Genomic DNA, 16,459 nt, shown 5'->3' with positions numbered 1-16,459 from the left:
GCGCGGTGTGCGAAGCGGCGCTCAGTCGGCCGAGGCCGGCGGCGTGGGCAGCCCCTTCGAGGCGGCCGGCTGGGGCGCCGCGGTGGGCATCTTCGACGAGCCCGCGGCTATCTTCGAGCCGCTGTCCGCAACTGCATCGGGCGGCGCGCCCAGCTGCTTGTCGTTCGTGTACTGCGCCGCCTTGTCGGCCGGCGCCGAATGCAGGCGAATGTTGTCGGGGTTGGCCCAGCCGTTGTCCCTGCGCGCTTCGGCGATTCCCTTGGCTGCGTTGAGGCGCGATGCCATGCCGTGCAGCCCGAGGTTCTTCGCCTGCGTTGCGGCTTCTTCGAGCGCGGCCGCTGCGTCCGTGTACTGCTGGTTGGTGGCCTTGATGTCGGTGTAGGCGGCCGCGATCGAATAGGCGACCGCGCCGATTGCCGCGCCGATGGACGCGCCCATGGCAAACGCCCCGCCGGCTCCCGCGCCCGCACCGCCGCCGGGCATGATGACCTTGGCCGCGCGCTGCTCCACATCGACAGGCGAGATGCTCAGGTCCACGCCTGCAAAGCCGAGCTTGAGCGCCGCCGCCGTCTCCATTTGCAGCGCCAGGCACGAAGCCATGCTCAGGCCCATCATCGTGTCGATCGACAGCCCCATGAAGGTCGAGCGCGCCATGCCCATGTTGGCTTCGCTGTTGACGCCGATATAGCCGCTGGAGTTGGGCCCCAGCACAGTGGTGTTGGAGCCGTTCGACGTGGCGTTGATGTTGCCCACGGCGAACATCTCGAGGTTCGAATTCGACACCGCCTTGATCGAGTTGGCGAAGATGCTGTGCGCGCCGACGCTCGCGTCCACGCGGTCCGCGTTGGTCGCCAGCTTCAGCTCGCCCACTGAACTTATTGCGATGTTCGCGCCCGAGGTCAGTGCAACCGCGCCCACCGAATTGACGGTCATCGATGCCGAGGTCTGCGAGAACGCGCCTACGGTGGTCAGCGTGTAGGTGCTGTTGGTGTGCGAAGTGACGGCGCCGTTCACCACCGTGTCCTGCTTTCCCTTGGTGCCGACGGTCTGGTTGCCCAGCGTGGTGGTGAAGGTGTCGGCGTCGAACTTGTTGGTCTGCGCCTGAACCACGTGGTTCATCTGCGTCTTCATGACCGTGTGCTCTTCCTTGCCCTTCACCATGATCGTGCGGTGGCGATCGACGGTCAGGCTCTGGTCGCGCATCACGTGGCCGGAATCGTCGTTCTCCACCGTGGTCGCCATGTTCTTTTCGGCGTGGATGTTGAGGAGCTCGTGCCCCTTCTTGTCCTCGAACATGATCTCGTTGTAGTTCGCGGGCCCGCCGCCCGGCGTGGAGCGGGTCTTGAATCCGCTCTGCGTGGGCGACTTGTACGGAATGGGCTGGTCGTCGTTGTAGACGCGGCCGGTGATGACGGGCCGGTCCGGGTCGCCGTTCATGAACTCGACGATCACCTCTTGCCCGATGCGCGGCGTGAAGTAGCCGCCCCAGCCCTTGCCGGCCCAGGGTTGCGAGCAGCGTATCCAGCAGGTGGCCTTGCCGTCTCCGTCGTTGTAGCGGTCCCAATGGAAGTGGACCATCACGCGGCCCTCGTCCACATGGAGCTCCTCGCCTTCGGGGCCGCAGACGATGGCGCTCTGCGGGCCCGGCATCGTCACGCGCGGCGTCAGCCGGGGCGGGCGGAACGTGCGCTCGACCGGCAACGCAGTAATCAGGAAGGCGCTGGCACCCCGTGCCCCGGTTCGCAGCGACGGTTGCCGCTCCAGGAGCTCCGTGAAGGCGGCCATCACGTCGGCATTGACGGCGTCGTCGAGGATCGCCTCCGACAGCAGCGCCGCGGCCGATTGCGACTCTGCGTCGTCACTGGCGCCTTCGTAGCCCCGATGGCTGGCCACGAACACGCAGCCGCCGATGACGTACTCGCCGTCACGCAGGCCGCCCCGGTCGCCCTCGAAGTCGAAGCTTCGCCCTGCCGCAACGTCGGGCCAGGAGGTAAGGCCCCAGTGCCGCTCGCGGCGCCCGTCGAACTCCTCCAGGTGCACCTTGACCGCGGCGTCCACCTCTTCTCCGGTGAAATAGTTGCCCGGGTATTCGAATACTTCGAGGTCCGAGAGTTCGTGCTTTTCCTGCACGTCGACGTCCACGCTCAGCGGCTTCTTGATCGCCTTGTAGTCGACGTCGCGCGAGGCGTACTTGCCGCTGTCGAAGCGGCGCACATCGATCCATTCGCTGATTTCGTTGAAGCGCGCCTCGCTCACGTCCGGGGATGCAAAGCGCAGCTTGGCCTCTGCTGCAAGCTTCTCGTGGGCAATGCCGCTCGCGTCGGACAGGTGCATCGTGCCGGGCGCATCGTGGGCATCGAACCAGTAGTAGATGCCTTCGGCCTCCAGGAGACGCGAGAGATAGTTGTAGTCGCTCTCCTGGAACTGCACGCAATAGCGGCGGGCCGGGTGCGTGCCCACCACGTTGTCGGTGCGCGTCTTCTTGAAGCGCTTGATCGGGCTGTCCTCGAACACTGCATCCAGGATTCCGAGCACCGGCTTGTCCTGAAGGATGCGCGAGTTGGTGCGCTTGGTCAGCAGCCAGAACCACGAACGCAGCCGTATCTGGTAGCGAAAGTAGCGCCCCAACTGCTGCCCACGGGTAAAGCGCACCGCATGTCCCTGGCAATGGCGCTCGTGCGTGGCCCCGTCGGCATCGGAGAAATCGATCACCACGTCGAAGGCATGGCCGAGGATGTCCTTGGCGTCGATGAAGGCATTCTCCGAAAGCACCGTGAGCTCGTAGGTCGAGGCCCTTGCCAGCGCCTCGTGGCCGGCGATGGACCAGAACATGAGGTCGTCCTTGGCGGGCGACTCGCTCTCGATGCGGAAATCATGCGACATGTGTTGTGTTCTCTTCAGGCGTGGCGTCGGGCGCTGCTGCGCGCTAGTCGAAGGCGTAGGTAAAGTCGGCGTCCTTCACATCCAGCGCCACGCGGCGAATTTCACCGCCCGACGCCAGGCGCTGCAGGTACTCGACCGAAATCGTCGGCAGCACGGTGTTGGTCAGGATCGCGTCGATCACGCGCCCGCCGGACTCCGGGTCCTGGCAACGCGCAACCACCTGGTCGACCACCGCGTCGCTGTATTCGAAGGGCACGCCGTGGTTGGTTTCCACCCGCTTCTTGATGCGGCCCAGTTGCAGCCGCACGATCTTCTTCATCATCTCGGGCGACAGCGGGTAGTAGGGAATGGTGACGATGCGGCCCAAGAGCGCGGGCGGAAACACCTTCATGAGCGGCGCCTTGAGCGCATCGGCCAGCGCGTTCGAGTCGGGCAGCAGCTCGGGGTCGCGGCACATGCTCATCACCAGCTCGCTGCCGGCATTGGTGGTGAGCAGGATGATCGTGTTCTTGAAATCGATCATGCGGCCCTCGCCGTCTTCCATCCAGCCCTTGTCGAAGACCTGGAAGAAGATCTCGTGCACGTCGGGGTGGGCCTTTTCGACCTCGTCGAGCAGCACCACGCTGTAGGGCCGGCGGCGCACGGCTTCGGTCAGGATGCCGCCCTCGCCATACCCTACGTAGCCGGGCGGCGCGCCCTTGAGCGTGGAGACGGTGTGCGCCTCCTGGAACTCGCTCATGTTGATGGTGATGATGTTCTGCTCGCCGCCGTACAGCGCCTCGGCCAGTGCCAGCGCGGTCTCGGTCTTGCCCACGCCCGAGGTGCCGCACAGCATGAACACGCCGATGGGTTTTTGCGGGTTGTCGAGCCGCGCGCGAGACGTTTGAATGCGGCGCGCGATCATTTCCAGGCCGTGCTTCTGGCCGATGACGCGCTGGTTGAGCGTGTCCGCGAGCTTCAGCACGGCTTCGACTTCGTTCTTCACCATGCGGCCGACGGGAATGCCCGTCCAGTCCGCCACCACCGACGCCACGGCCTGCTCGTCGACCGAAGGCAGGATGAGCGGCGATTCGCCCTGCACCGCATGGATCTTTGCCTGCAGCGCATGCAGCTCTTCGAGCAGCGCGGCCCGGTCTTCGCTCCCTCTCCCGCTGGGGGAGGGCTGGGGTGGGGGCACGTCGGCATTGGCCTCGCCATTGGCCGGTGCAGCATCCACCGGCTTGTTCCCTGCCCGCAATTTCGCACGCAGTTCGAGCAGCCGGTCGACCAGCCCTTTTTCTTCCTGCCAGCGCGCATTCAATCCTTCGAGCTGCAGCTTCGACTCGACCAGCAGCGCCTCCGCCTGCGCCGAGCGCTTGGTCACGTCGATGCCGATGGTGGCCTCGCGGCCGATGATCTCCTGCTCGACCGTGAGCCCCTCGATACGGCGCATGCAGTCTTCCACCTCGGGCGGCGTGGCGTGCTGCGACACCGCCACGCGTGCGCAGGCGGTGTCGAGCAGGCTCACGGCCTTGTCGGGCAACTGGCGTGCGGGGATGTAGCGGTGGCTCAGCTTCACGGCCGCTTCGATGGCCTCGTCGAGCAGCTGCACGCGGTGGTGCTTCTCAAGCACGCTGGCCACGCCGCGCAGCATCAGGATGGCCTTCACCTCGTCGGGCTCGGGCACCTGCACCACCTGAAAGCGCCGCGTGAGCGCCGGGTCTTTCTCGATGTACTTTTTGTACTCGGCCCAGGTGGTGGCGCCGATGGTGCGCAGATTGCCGCGCGCCAATGCCGGCTTCAGCAGGTTGGCCGCGTCGCCAGTGCCGGCTGCGCCGCCCGCGCCCACCAGCGTGTGGATCTCGTCGATGAAAAGAATGATGGGAGTCGGCGAGCTCTGCACCTCGTCGATCACCTGGCGCAGGCGCTGCTCGAACTCGCCCTTCATGCTGGCGCCGGCCTGCAACAGGCCGATGTCGAGCGTGAGCAGCTTCACGTCCTTCAGCTGCGGGGGCACGTCGCCGCGCGCAAGGCGCTGCGCAAAGCCTTCGACCACCGCGGTCTTGCCGACGCCGGCCTCGCCGGTGAGCAGCGGGTTGTTCTGGCGGCGGCGCATCAGGATGTCGACGATCTGGCGGATTTCTTCGTCGCGCCCGGTCACCGGGTCCATTTCTCCCTTCTTGGCCTTCTCGGTCAGGTCGACAGCAAATTTCTTGAGGGCATCGCCCTTGCCCATGGCAGCGGGCGCCATGGCGCCCGAGTCTTCGCCCGGTGCGCCGCTGCCCATGCCGGTGCCGTCTTGCGCGCGCATCTGCGATTCGGGCGAGGTGTCGCAGATCTTCACGAAGTTGTCGGCCAGGTCTTCGACCTTGACCCTCTCGAACTGCTTGGACAGGCCGAAGAGCGGATTGCGCAGGCTCTGCGTCTTGAGCATGCCCACCAGGATGTAGCCGGTGCGCACCTGCGCCTCGCCGAACTGCAGCGTGGCGTAGGTCCAGGCTCGCTCGATGGCGTTCTCGATGTGTGGAGAAAAGTCGCTGATGGCAGTGGCTCCGCGCGGCAGGCGGTCGAGCGCGGCCGTCAGGTCCTTGGCAATCACCGACACGTCGAGCCCGTAGTGCTGGATCACGCGGTGCAGGTCCGAGTCCTGCGCCTGCAACAGCTGGGCGAACCAGTGCTCCAGCTCCACATACGGATTGCCCCGCATCTTGCAGAACACCGTGGCGCCTTCGATGGCTTTGTAGGCCAGCGAGTTGAGCTTGCCGAAAAGGGCGGTGCGGCTGATTTCACTCATGGAGAACTCCGTATCTCTTCAAGACGAATGAAGATGGGTTTATTGAAGTGGAAGCGCGTGCGGCCGCTGGTTCGCGCCGGCCGGCTGGCTTGCAATGCGCACGTCGGCCGCGTCGCGCGAGCGCGGCCTTTGTCCGAGCCACGCAATCCATCCGAGGCGCGGCGCATTGCCCTTCGCCTGGCCCAGCCGCGTGGGCGGCACCTGCGCGCCTTGCAGTGCAAGCTGCGCGTCCCACTCGAGCTCGTCGCCGAGCAGCTGCTGCATCCAGCGCTGCAGCACGGGCTGCGCATCGCCGATGGGAAGAAACATGCGGTACTGGTCGAGCGTGAGCGGGCCCACGTGCAGCCGCACGCGGTGCTGCCGGTCCCACGCGCGCGTGCCGAGCATGGCGCCCATGCCCATGGAGCGCGAGGTCTCGCCCTGGCCAAGCCGCGTGAGCTCGCCGGTCGGCAGGCTCATCCAGTGGCCGACCCAGCGCTCCAGCTTGACCGGCACGCCGAAGTAGCGGCACAGCACCGACTCCACGCCTTCCACGTTGTGCACGCGCCGCGCCAGCCAGCCTGAAAAATGCAGGCGCGCGTCGTCGTGCACCTCGTCGCGCCCGATGCGCCCCGGCGCGCCGATGCCGACCAGCGCACCGACCTGCAGCCTGAACCTGTCTTCGTTCGGCCGGTCGAGCGCCACGGCCGGCCGCGACTGCGCCCACGCCCGGTAGAAGTGCAGCGAGAAACGATGCGAGAAGCTGTCCAGGAAAGCCAGCCACGTCGGGTCGCCCTGGTTGATGCTGCGCTCGCGAATGAAGTCGCTCAGGTGCACCGGCAGCGGGCCGTTGGGGCCGATGTAGCTGAAGAAATGCTGGCGCAGGCGCGGCGGTGAATAGGCGGTGGCGGGCTCGAAGCGGCTGAAGCTGGCGGGCGCAAACGAAAGCGAAGGCTCCTGCCCCACGCGCACCGGCTCCGCATTCGGCAACAGCGCGCGGCCCCAGCGCGGCGTGGTTGCGGCAATCGATTCCAGCCGCCGCAGCACCGCAAAGTAGTCGAAGGCCCAGGGCTCGGCCGACCACTCGCGCAGCGCGTTGTCCACGCGCGCGCCGACGGACCCGCCCTGGGCGGCGCTCACAGAATCTGGCGTGTCCCGCACAGCGGCCTCCAGCGCATGATTTCGCCCTTGCCCGCAATACGCAGCACGGCCTCGACAAAGTGGTTGACCTCCACGTGGCGCGCCAGGTAGCGCGCCATCACGGCGCCAAAAAGAAAGACGCTGTGGCCGTGGAACGCATCCTTGTCGACCTCGAGCGTCACTTCGAGACCGCGGCCGAACGCGATCGGGCCGGGCAGCGGCAGCCTGCGCGCCACGGGCTTGCTCTTCACCGACAACAGGCCGCGCACCTGGCCCTGGCGCATTTCATCCGCGTGCGCGGCGTAGAGCATCAAGGTTTCTCGCAATGCGGCGGCGCCCTGCTCGGGCGTGCTGTCCGAGAGCGACAGGTAGTTGAGCGCCAGGTGGTCGACCACGCGCCAACCGAGGCCCTGGCTGACCACGGGCGACACCGGCCGCGAAGGCCCGCGCACCATTCGCACGCGCTGCGCTGGAAAAGAGTCGATGCAATCGAAATCGTTGTCGCGGCCCAGCGGCATCAGGAGCGGCAAGTCGCGGTTGGTGCACAGCGCCGTCACCGCCAGCTGGCGCAGCGCGGTCGAATACGGCGCCTGCTGCGGATCGACGATCTGCATGTACACCTCGGAGCCGATATGGCTGCTGCGGTGCCCCTCGGTGCGCTGGCGCACAGAGAGCATGCGCGGCTCGCGCGTGGTCGTGTAGTAGGCCGGGTGCGCATGGCGGCTGCCATGAAAGGCCGAATAGAACGGGCGAAACGACTGTTCGGCGGCCACTTCCGCCGTGCCGGGTGCGCCGTGCCCGGTGACCTCGGTCACCGTGTGCACTTCAAAATCCTGCGGGCGCGTGCGGTCGGGCACCAGGTGGAACTGGCTCACGCCTTCCGACACGGGTACGCGGTCGAGCCGCTTGCTGAAGAGGTTGGCCACCGGCACGCAATGCAGCTGCACGTTGTCCGCACTCACCAGTTTTTCGAGCGCCGCATCGCCGCGCGAGAAGAGCAGCACGACCTCGACTTCCGTCACGGCCATGTCCGCCAGCAGCGGCTGCAGGCCGCCGATGCGGGCGAACTGGAATCGCTGCGGAAACGCGAAGTACTCCTGCAGCAGCCTGAAGCCCGAGAAGCCGGTGGCCGTGACCGGCAGCAGCGCCTCGTCTTCCTCGAAGCCCACCGGCTGGATGGCGCTGCCGGGCAGCGTCTTCATCGCGCCCTGCATTGCGCCGCCGGGCGCCATCGGCCGCACCAGCACGCCCACGGGCTGGCCCAGCGCGCATTCGTGCAGTTGCCACGCCACGTCTTCGGCGCCGCCGAAGTGCAGCAGCAGCTCGTCCATGGCGATCTGGCTGAAGTTCAGCCCCGCCGTGGCGCGCAGCGCAATGCGCAACCCGCCGCGAATCGCGCGCGACTGCGGGTGCGCATTCAGCGGCAGGTCCGGCGCATAGGTGAAGTACTGGGCCCGCAGAATTTCGATGGGCCAGACGCGCAGGGCACTGGCCGTGCGGAATTCGCAATGCGTGTTCTGCCCCACCGCCTGCCGCGCGCGCAGCCCGCTGCCGCGCGGCAGCGTCGGGCCGGTGGCAAGCTTGGCGTCGTCGGCGTCCGGCACCACCGACACAATGGCCATGGCCGGCGTGGGCGCCAGGAAGTGCGGATAGACGATGTCGAGCAGATGCCCCGTGAAGCGCGGGTATTCGGCATCGAGCTTCAGCCCCACGCGTGCCGAGAGAAATGCGGTGGCCTCGATCAGCCGCTCGACATACGGGTCGGCAACCTCCTGACCTTCAATGCCCAGGCGATGCGCAATCTTCGGAAAGGCGCGCGCAAACTCCGAAGAGCTTTCGCGGAAGTAGCGCAGTTCCTGTTCATACAGGTTCAGCAACCTGGGGTCCATGGCGGACTTACCTCTGGGATTGCGCCATGTCCACGATCTCTATGCGGCCTTCTTCCAGGTCGACGCGGCTGCGCATCAGGAACTCGAGCGGCACGGGCTGCGCCCACAGCATGCCGCGGATCTGCAGGCCGATGCTGTTGTGGGAGTCCAATGCCGAGCCTTCCATGACGAGTTCAACTTCGAGAGTGCGGGACAGGATGCGTGGCTCGAACTGCAGGATTGCGTTCTTCAAAGCCTGCTCCATGCTGACACGCTGCACCGACGAGGTGTACTGGCCAGACAGCATAGGCAATCCGTAATTGATGACGGAGCGCGCCGCATTGGGAAAGCGCTTGTCGTCCATGGCAAGGCCGTAGCTGGTGGCATTGAAAAGCCATCCGAGGTCGCGCAGCACCGCTTGGCGCAGCGCCTGCTTGGTGAGCGTGCGCTTGTCGTCGCTCTCGCGCTTCTCGTCGGGTGCATGGTCGACGAGGCGGTCGAGCAGCGACGGCTGCAGCCGCTCCTGCGCGGTGAGTTCAGCCATCGGTGCCGTCCTCGGCAGGCGTGCCGGCCTCCGCGGCGGCGGCGCTGGCGCCCGGCGTGAACAGGATCTCGCGCACGTCCATCAGCGCGTACTCGCCGGCGTCGCTGCCCAGCACGCGCTGGCCGCTGCCGATCCACACCTCGGGACGCAGTTCGCGCCACTCGGTCTTGCGTGCGAGCTGCAGCTCGCCGTCTTCGCTTTTCTCGCTGCCCTCGTAGCGCGTCGGAATCAGCGCAAGCGTCTCGCCGCCGTTTTCGAACTGCAGGTGCGCGGGCATCCAGACGCAATCGCGCAGGTCTTCGGGCGGCTCGATCTTGACGTGCGCGAGCCGCACATAGGGAATCCAGTAGTACTTGCCGTTGACGAAAGCTTCGAGCACCGGGCCGAGGCGCATGTCGGCATCGGCCAGCCATTCGAAGGGTGCGCCGTCGATGGTGCCGCCGATGGCCGGTGCGGCGTCGAAGGCGCGCTGGCGCAGGTCTTCGGCCATGCCGTCTTCACCGCGGCCCTGGCGCAGCAGCGATTCGATCAGCAGCGCCAGCCATTCGTCCGGCTGGCCGAACACCATGGGCGTGCGCTTGCCCGCGAACACTTCGGCCCGCAGGCCCTCGCAGCGCACGGCCTCGCCATACACCTGCTTCATCGGCACGGCCAGCGCGTCGAGCTCGGCCGCCACGGTGAGCTGGTTGAGCGCGCGCTCCCATTGGCCCAGCACGCAGAGCAACTGCGCCATGAAGACGCGGTGCTTGCTGTCGGACGGCTTGGCGCGCACTTCGTCGCTCAGTGCCTTGAGCGCGGCCACCGGATCGGCGGCCTTCAGCAGTTCGGATGCGGTCATGGTGTGGGGCCCCGGTTGGTTTCGATCACTCGGCGGACTCGAACACGCACTCGCGCACCGCGCCGCGCGCGCCCGCCTCCTTTTGCGGTGCCGAGCGGATGCTGAAGCGCCTGAATGCGAAGCTGATGATTTCGGTCGGCACGCCCAGCACGCTGTTGGTGAGCAACATGTGGCTGGTCACCCGCACCTTCTCCATGGTGAACTCCAGCATGGCCTGGGCCTCGGTCGACTTAACGTCCCCGCCCGACTTGTAGACGCTCACAACCACCTTGCCGGCTTCCGCATTGACTCGCAGCAGGCTCGCGATGGAGGCCGTGGCCGCATCGGTGCGGCGCACGACGATGAAGTTCGACAACGCGCGCGCCGCCGCGGCGCGGCCCGACTGCGAGTGCTGATGCCCGCCCCAGAAATAGCCGGCAATTTCCAGTCGCGGCTTGCCGTCCTCGAACTGGCGCGGCAGTTCGCCCTCGATAGGGGTGCCCGAGTGCTCGATCAGCATGACGAGGTCGCAGCCGCTCGCACCTCCCAACGCAAGATCGAGCATGCGCAGTGCGTCGTCGGGATCGGGGACTCCGTTGGAAGTCATGGACATGGGCTTCTCCTTCTCGGTGATGTGTGATTCGGTGGATGTGTGCGGATGGATCAGGTCAGGGCGCGGCCGGGTTCGTCCAGCGCAGCAGGGCGCCGTACACCTGGCGCTCGCGCTCGGGCGTGAGCTGGCCGCGCACCCGCAGCTCCGCGGTGTGGGTCAATGCTTCCGCGGTGCCGGCGCCGAACAGGCGCGGTGCGCTGCGTGCCTGGGCCGGCGTTGCCAGCACCAGCAGCCTGGCCGGGCGCCCGGGCTTGAGCCACGGCAGCGCAAAGCGCTTGGAGGCCGGCGACTCGCGCGTGCCGCGTTCGAAGCGATTGGCTTCGCCCTGGTCTTCGGGATAGACGGACCGCAGGACGCCCTGCGCATCGACACCGACCACCACCAGATCGATCGACTGGCCGCTACCGTTGCGAACCATGAGCTCGGCGCGCTCTCCCGGCCGCAGCTGCAAGGCGCCGCCGGCGGTGTCGCGCACATTCGCGCTGCGCAGCACGCGGCTGTCGTCGCGTACTTCGAGCACGGCATCGAAACCGTCGAGCCGCCCATCCTTTGCCAGCTCGGCAAGGCGCGACATCCACTTGAGCTGTGCCAGTGCCTGGAGCCGCACGCGGGCTTCGGCCATGTCTCGCACCACGATGCCGGACGACGCAGAGCCTGCCTCCGCAGCCGCAGCAAATGCGGGAGACAGCAACTCCAGCCGGCCGCCGGCCGCGCCAAGGTCGACCCAGCGCACATCGGCCTGCGCCTCGCCCGCCGTGCGGATGGAGGCGGGGTAGTCGAGGCTGAGCCCGCCGGGCAGTGCGGAATCGCTGCGCACCCGCAATGCCGCCGAGGCCGGCTCGCCCATCGGCGTCACGCTCCATGACGTGGCCTGCGCGAGTTCAGCCAAGGCCGGGGAGACAGCCAGCCGCGCGCTGCCGAGATCGGCTTGCGCCAGCCTGCCCTGCGCCGTGCGCTGGAGGCCGTCGGCCAGGGTGGCGACGATGCGAAGCTCCTGGCCCGGCTCCAGTCCGTCGAGCAGGCCGACCTTGAGCGTGAGACTGCCGCCCGCGCGTTCGGCACGCCACACGGGGCGCGTGGAAAGAGGGGCCGAGGCATTGGCAAAGACCGGCAGGTCGAGGTTTCCCTCCGCCACCGGCGACGGCAACTCGCGCGCGGGAAAGCGCGATTCGAGCTCTTCGATCACCGGCGGATACAGGTCCAGCACGCCGTTGAACAGGTCGCGCCAGGTCGCGGGCTTCTGCTGCAACGCCTCGGCCACGGCCCATGTCAGCAGGCCCTGGGGTCGCGCGTTGCGCGCCTTGCGCGGCAAGCGCAGTTCGGGCGTGACCTGGTGGCTCTCCGAGGCGAAGAAGGCCACATAGCGCGCGCGGGGCACGCCGGCCGCAGCCTCGGGCAGCGCCTGCATCGGCGGCGGTGCCGCAGCGGGCCCGCTCGCGGCAAGCTGGCCGGCACGCACGCCGCGAAAGCGCACTTCATCGTCCGCGGGGCCGGCGTCTTCCGGCGGCTGTGCGGCGCCGCTGCGCGTCATCGAGGCCGCGGAGCAGGTGTCGAACACCGACCACACGAACACGTTCTTGCCCAGAAAGGCGCGGATCCAGCGGTCGAAGTCGACATCGCGCAGGCCGCCCGGCAAGCTGCCGCCGGACGCATCCGTGCCGCGGGCGTCGCGCGCCAGAAAGTTTTCCGCCAGGCCATCGGGTTCCTGGTAGCGCTTGGTGCTGTCGCGCACCCGCGTGCCGTGGCCTGAAAAATAGAGCATCACGAAGTCGCCCGGACGGGACTGCTCGAGCAGCCGGGCCAACGCCTCGTTGATGCGCTCGGCCTCGGGCAGCGAGGCGCCCGCAACACCGTCGGCCAGCACCGTGACATCGGTGGGCGCAAAGCCCTGTTTCACCAGGGTCTGCCGCATGAGCATCACGTCGTTGCGCGGCGCTTGGAGCCATAGCGCCTGCGGCTGGTTGACGAGTTCGGAGACACCGACGAGCAGCGCGCGTTGGGTGGCGAAGGCGGCGGTGCCGGAGACCAGCAGCGCCAGCAACAAGAGCAGCCGCAAACAACGCGATCGCATGGCTCCTTCCCCTTCCGGGGAAGGCTGGGATGGGGGCAGGCAGAGCGCCCGATGGATGCGCCGCATGCCCCCACCCCTGCCCTCCCCAGCGGGGAGGGAGAAAAGCGCACGCAGCCTGAACATCATGGCCGCTCCGGAGTGGGACCGGCCGACTCGACCAGCGGCGATGCCGCGAGCACCGCGAGACCCCCGACCGGATCGGCCGCGCGGAGCCGCCAGACGCCGTTCCCACCCGGCCCGCCGACCACCTCGGCCTGCGCCGCGTGCAAGAGCCTGTCGGCCTCGTCGATGCGCACGCCGTCCTTCCAGCGCACGACCAGGTTCGCTGCTGGCGCGGCCTCCGGCACGGTGGGCACGCTGCGGAAGCGCACTTCGTCGTCCTCGGCGTTGCGCCCGCCGGGCAGGCCCACGTTCTGCACCACCACAACCAGCGCGAGCACCGCGAAGGCTGGGCGCACCCAGCCTTCGGCACCGAACCAGCGGCGGATGCTGCCCCACCAGCCGCCATCGGGCCTTGGCTGCGGCCTGGCGCGCGGCGTGCCCGGTGCCGTGGCCGATGCGCTGCCGCCGTGCGAAGCCGGCTGCAAGGCGGTGCTCAGTTGCGATGCGGCATCGCGATAGAGCGCCTGGTAGTCGGCGCGTGGATCTTGCACGCCCAGAGGCGTGCCCGAGAGCACCGAGAACACGCCGCCCACGGTGCGCAATGCGATGTGCCCGGGCTCGGGCGCAATGGCCAGCGGCGCTTGCGCAGCCCACTCGTCGTGCACCGCGCGAATCGCTGCCAGCCGCGTGGCCGAGACTTCGCCGAGCACGCGCGCGCAAAGCTGCGGGCTGGGTTCGAGCGTGAGAACGTTCCACGCCTGGATCAATCCGAAGGCGGGCTCGAAGGGCTCGTCGTCGGGCTCGAGCAGCACGTCGTATGCGCCGGCCCAGTCCGCCTCGCCCGCGGCCATCCAGCCTTGCCACAGGTTGCCGTGGATGCAGCGGTCGAGCAGCACGCCGAGCAGGCGCCCTTCGTGCACCACGCTCAGAAGGCGGCCCGGCGCCCAGCGCGCCGTGAAGGCACGCTGGGCAACAGCCTCGCGGCGCCGGGCCAATTCGGTCAGCGGAAGCAGAAGGTCGAGCACGGCACGCGGCGGCGCAGCCGCGGTGCCTTGCGCGGCGCGGGGTGCCGTTCCCGGCATGGCCACGGTGGCCGTGCCGGCTTCGTGCCCCGGGGCGTCGGGCATCGCGGGCGCGGCGCCCCCGGCCTGGAACGCACTTCGGATCACGCTGAGAGGGGGCCAGAGTTCGGTGTTCATGGCGGTCTGTTCCTGAATGGCTATGTCTTCAGGCATAAGACGCTTCAGCACCGAGGATTTTGAAAACCTGCAGGATCGCGGCCATGTTGTCGGGCTCGATGGCAATGCCCAGCGTCTGCTGGATCCAGCCGCCGAGGCGGGTCTTGGCATAGTCCGCGGTGAGCCCTTCGCGTTTGTGCACCAGGCCCAGCCGGCCCGCGCGGTAGTGATAAGAGGCAATGGCGTGGCGCGAGGCAATGCCCGACAAGCCGCCTTCGGCCTCCTTGCCGAAACCTTCGCACAGCAGGATGCGCTCGGGCTCGGGCAGCTCGGCAATGAACGCGCGCGCGGCCTGCTGCACCGAACCGGCGCTCAGGCCGTGCTCGGCCAGGCAGTCGCCCGGGTCATCGCCCGAGCCGATAGCGTCTTCAAGCTGCGCCTCGGTGACCTGGTCGCCGATCGAGAGCTTGCGGCGGAACGAGCTCGCGCGCGTGCAGTCGATGAGGTAGCGCCTGAAATAGGCGCACAGCGCAAAGGCGCTGGAAGGCGCGCTGTGGCTCGCGCGCTCATCGGCCTCGTCGGGGTCGGCATCGAGCCGCAGCACCTTCACGTAGATGAACTGCGCCACCAGCTCCTGCCGGCCGTCGCCCAGCACCTGGAGCTCCGGCGGATTGCAGGCCACCAGCGCATCGCCCACGATGCGGTACATGGTGCCCATGTCGTTCGAGGACAGCGTCTGCCGACGCCGCCAGAGGCGGACGAGCTCCGTACTTTCCGCGGACGACAGGGTTTCCTGCATGAGACGACAAGGATTCGAAAGACAGTCGGGCTAGTCGTCCACGCACACGCCTTCGGTCGGCACCAGGCATTGCGGCAAGCCGGCGCCCACCGGACCGCCGCGCGTGCGAATGGCCGAAGACACCGCTGCCGAGGCCACGGCCAGGCCGCGCGGCAGCAGGATCCAGAGCTGACCGCGCTCCTTCATGCGACGCGCGTTGGTGGCGGCTTGCTGGCCGTTGCCGAAGAAATAGTCGGCCCGCACCGCGCCGCGGATTGCACCGCCGGTGTCCTGCGCAATGGTCAGCCGCTGCATCGGCGCGCCGGTGCCGGGCGCGCGCGTAGAAACGAACACCGGGTAGCCGAGCGGTGTGCTGCGCGGATCCACCGCAATCGAACGGCCCGCCGACAGCGGCACGCCGAACGCACCCACCGGCCCACCCGCGGGCGATGTCGATTCCTTGAAGAACACGTAGCTCGGGTCCTTGATGCCCGAACCGATGACCGGCCCGGCCGTGCGCCGCCCCGGCACCACGACGGCGCCGCTGGCGGTGGGCCGTGCGAGCGTGAAGCCGCGCGTGCGAATGGTGTTGGTCGAGGTGCCGCCGGCGTCTTCGTCGTCATCGCCGTCGTCCAGGTCCAGCTCGATGGAAGAGCCGCGCACCTTCACCGGGCTGCGGGGCTTGCCGTTGGGCGCCTGCGCCAGCGTGGGACGGAAGGGCTGGCCGTTCTGCTCGGCGTAGGCCACGCGAATGATGTCGCCGTTGGCCAGCTTGATGCGGCCCGAGCCCTGGATCTGCATTTCGTAGAGCGCGGTGGCGCTGCTCACGAAGGCCAGCACCTTGGCGTTGGGCGCACCCTTGGTTTCGATTTCTTCGCGCGTGTAGTACGGCAGCAGCTGCTTGCCCTCGATGCGCAGGCGCACCTTGCGATCGAGCGTGTCGCGCGTGATGGCCGAGAGGTCGAGCGCGTAGAGACCCGGCGCGCCCATATCGCGCGTGCTGAGCCCGGTCTGCACCACCACGTTGCGGCCTTCGACCCGCGCCGCCACCGTGCCGTTGCCGGCCGGCAGCTTGCGCGCGTCGGCAAACAGCATGTCTTCGGGCTGGCCGTACACCGGGTAGATGAAGGGCGCCGCGTATTGCCGGCTGCCCGCAATCTCGGGCTCGAAGTAGCCGGTGACCACGCCGTCGGGCTTGCGGTCGTCATCGCGGATCTGGTAGGCCGAGAACTCCTGCTCGAAGAAGGCGCGGATGGCCGTGCTGTTCTTGCTGTCGACCCTGAGGGCGCGCGCGCACACGTCCTTCCACTCGGCACCGCGGCCAGTGAGCACCTTGCAGCTGCCGAGAAACGCCGGCCAGCTGTCCGAGAAATCGTCGCGCGCCCAGCCGGGCACGGCATCGAAGCTCACCGACGTGTAGGTGGCCAGTTGGGTGGAGAAGGTGCGCGCCTGTCCGGCCACGCTCGAGCCGACGGGGGCCGGACGCGATGCGGCCGCGGGCGCTCCGCTTGCCGTGGCGCCGGAGCTAGCTGGCCCGGTGTTGGCACTGGCGTCAGCGGGGCTTGCCGGCGGCGTGTTGACGCAGCCTGCTGCGAACACAGCCGCGGCGGCGGCAGCCCAGCGAAGGGCGGAAGAAATGAAAATCGGCGACTGCGTGTACATGAAAGCCTCCTTGTCCGGAAAGACGGCCCCTTCGGGCCAATGCTCTACAGA

General features: G+C 68.0%; 11 protein-coding genes. All 11 read right to left on the bottom strand.

What is annotated here, in order from left to right; all coding sequences use genetic code 11:
• Positions 1 to 21: 21 nt before the first annotated feature.
• The 11 genes from M0765_RS11455 to mltA all read right to left on the bottom strand — a co-directional run bounded on the left by M0765_RS11455 (position 22) and on the right by mltA (position 16,408).
• Positions 22 to 2,883, bottom strand: a complete 2,862-nt coding sequence (locus tag M0765_RS11455; protein ID WP_258503791.1) for a type VI secretion system Vgr family protein — start codon at positions 2,881 to 2,883, stop codon at positions 22 to 24.
• Between the two features lie 43 nt (positions 2,884 to 2,926).
• Positions 2,927 to 5,656: a type VI secretion system ATPase TssH gene (gene tssH, locus M0765_RS11450; RefSeq protein ID WP_258503790.1), complete on the bottom strand. Its 2,730-nt coding sequence runs from the start codon at positions 5,654 to 5,656 to the stop codon at positions 2,927 to 2,929.
• A gap of 39 nt (positions 5,657 to 5,695) precedes the next feature.
• Positions 5,696 to 6,775 (bottom strand): type VI secretion system baseplate subunit TssG, encoded by a 1,080-nt coding sequence (tssG, locus tag M0765_RS11445; RefSeq protein ID WP_258503789.1) that lies wholly within the window; start codon positions 6,773 to 6,775, stop codon positions 5,696 to 5,698.
• Complete coding sequence (gene tssF / locus M0765_RS11440) at positions 6,772 to 8,664, bottom strand: type VI secretion system baseplate subunit TssF (RefSeq protein WP_258503788.1); 1,893 nt, start codon at positions 8,662 to 8,664, stop codon at positions 6,772 to 6,774. Before tssF ends, tssG begins: the two co-directional genes overlap by 4 nt.
• Positions 8,665 to 8,671: 7 nt before the next feature.
• Positions 8,672 to 9,187 (bottom strand): type VI secretion system baseplate subunit TssE, encoded by a 516-nt coding sequence (gene tssE / locus M0765_RS11435; protein WP_157611784.1) that lies wholly within the window; start codon positions 9,185 to 9,187, stop codon positions 8,672 to 8,674.
• Entirely contained in the window at positions 9,180 to 10,025 is an 846-nt protein-coding gene (locus M0765_RS11430) for a type VI secretion system accessory protein TagJ (protein WP_258503787.1), read from the bottom strand. The genes tssE and M0765_RS11430 overlap by 8 nt, the downstream gene beginning before the upstream one ends.
• Before the next feature lie 25 nt (positions 10,026 to 10,050).
• Positions 10,051 to 10,617 carry a type VI secretion system tube protein Hcp gene (locus M0765_RS11425; RefSeq protein ID WP_258503786.1) on the bottom strand — a complete coding sequence of 189 codons (567 nt, stop codon included), beginning with the start codon at positions 10,615 to 10,617 and terminating at the stop codon, positions 10,051 to 10,053.
• Between the two features lie 55 nt (positions 10,618 to 10,672).
• On the bottom strand, positions 10,673 to 12,688 hold the full coding sequence (locus M0765_RS11420) for a caspase family protein (protein WP_258503785.1): 2,016 nt from the start codon (positions 12,686 to 12,688) through the stop codon (positions 10,673 to 10,675).
• Between the two features lie 122 nt (positions 12,689 to 12,810).
• On the bottom strand, positions 12,811 to 13,989 hold the full coding sequence (locus M0765_RS11415; protein WP_258503784.1) for a hypothetical protein: 1,179 nt from the start codon (positions 13,987 to 13,989) through the stop codon (positions 12,811 to 12,813).
• Between the two features lie 28 nt (positions 13,990 to 14,017).
• Complete coding sequence (locus M0765_RS11410) at positions 14,018 to 14,686, bottom strand: hypothetical protein (RefSeq protein ID WP_258503783.1); 669 nt, start codon at positions 14,684 to 14,686, stop codon at positions 14,018 to 14,020.
• 111 nt (positions 14,687 to 14,797) lie between these two features.
• Positions 14,798 to 16,408 (bottom strand): murein transglycosylase A, encoded by a 1,611-nt coding sequence (gene mltA, locus M0765_RS11405; protein ID WP_258503782.1) that lies wholly within the window; start codon positions 16,406 to 16,408, stop codon positions 14,798 to 14,800.
• Positions 16,409 to 16,459: the final 51 nt, after the last annotated feature.

Origin of the sequence: Variovorax sp. S12S4 (assembly GCF_023195515.1) — a bacterium.
In the GTDB taxonomy this organism is placed as follows: domain Bacteria; phylum Pseudomonadota; class Gammaproteobacteria; order Burkholderiales; family Burkholderiaceae_C; genus Variovorax.
Note: the sequence above shows the minus strand (reverse complement) of the source record. Positions and strands in the feature narration are given on the sequence as shown.

Bases quoted from the DNA above. Each gene is read 5' to 3' on its own strand.
- M0765_RS11455 (WP_258503791.1), bottom strand. From the start codon at position 2,883: ATGTCGCATGATTTCCGCATCGAGAGCGAGTCGCCCGCCAAGGACGAC.
- tssH (WP_258503790.1), bottom strand. From the start codon at position 5,656: ATGAGTGAAATCAGCCGCACCGCCCTTTTCGGCAAGCTCAACTCGCTG.
- tssF (WP_258503788.1), bottom strand. From the start codon at position 8,664: ATGGACCCCAGGTTGCTGAACCTGTATGAACAGGAACTGCGCTACTTC.
- tssE (WP_157611784.1), bottom strand. From the start codon at position 9,187: ATGGCTGAACTCACCGCGCAGGAGCGGCTGCAGCCGTCGCTGCTCGAC.
- M0765_RS11430 (WP_258503787.1), bottom strand. From the start codon at position 10,025: ATGACCGCATCCGAACTGCTGAAGGCCGCCGATCCGGTGGCCGCGCTC.
- M0765_RS11425 (WP_258503786.1), bottom strand. From the start codon at position 10,617: ATGTCCATGACTTCCAACGGAGTCCCCGATCCCGACGACGCACTGCGC.
- M0765_RS11420 (WP_258503785.1), bottom strand. From the start codon at position 12,688: ATGCGATCGCGTTGTTTGCGGCTGCTCTTGTTGCTGGCGCTGCTGGTC.
- M0765_RS11415 (WP_258503784.1), bottom strand. From the start codon at position 13,989: ATGAACACCGAACTCTGGCCCCCTCTCAGCGTGATCCGAAGTGCGTTC.
- M0765_RS11410 (WP_258503783.1), bottom strand. From the start codon at position 14,686: ATGGGCACCATGTACCGCATCGTGGGCGATGCGCTGGTGGCCTGCAAT.
- mltA (WP_258503782.1), bottom strand. From the start codon at position 16,408: ATGTACACGCAGTCGCCGATTTTCATTTCTTCCGCCCTTCGCTGGGCT.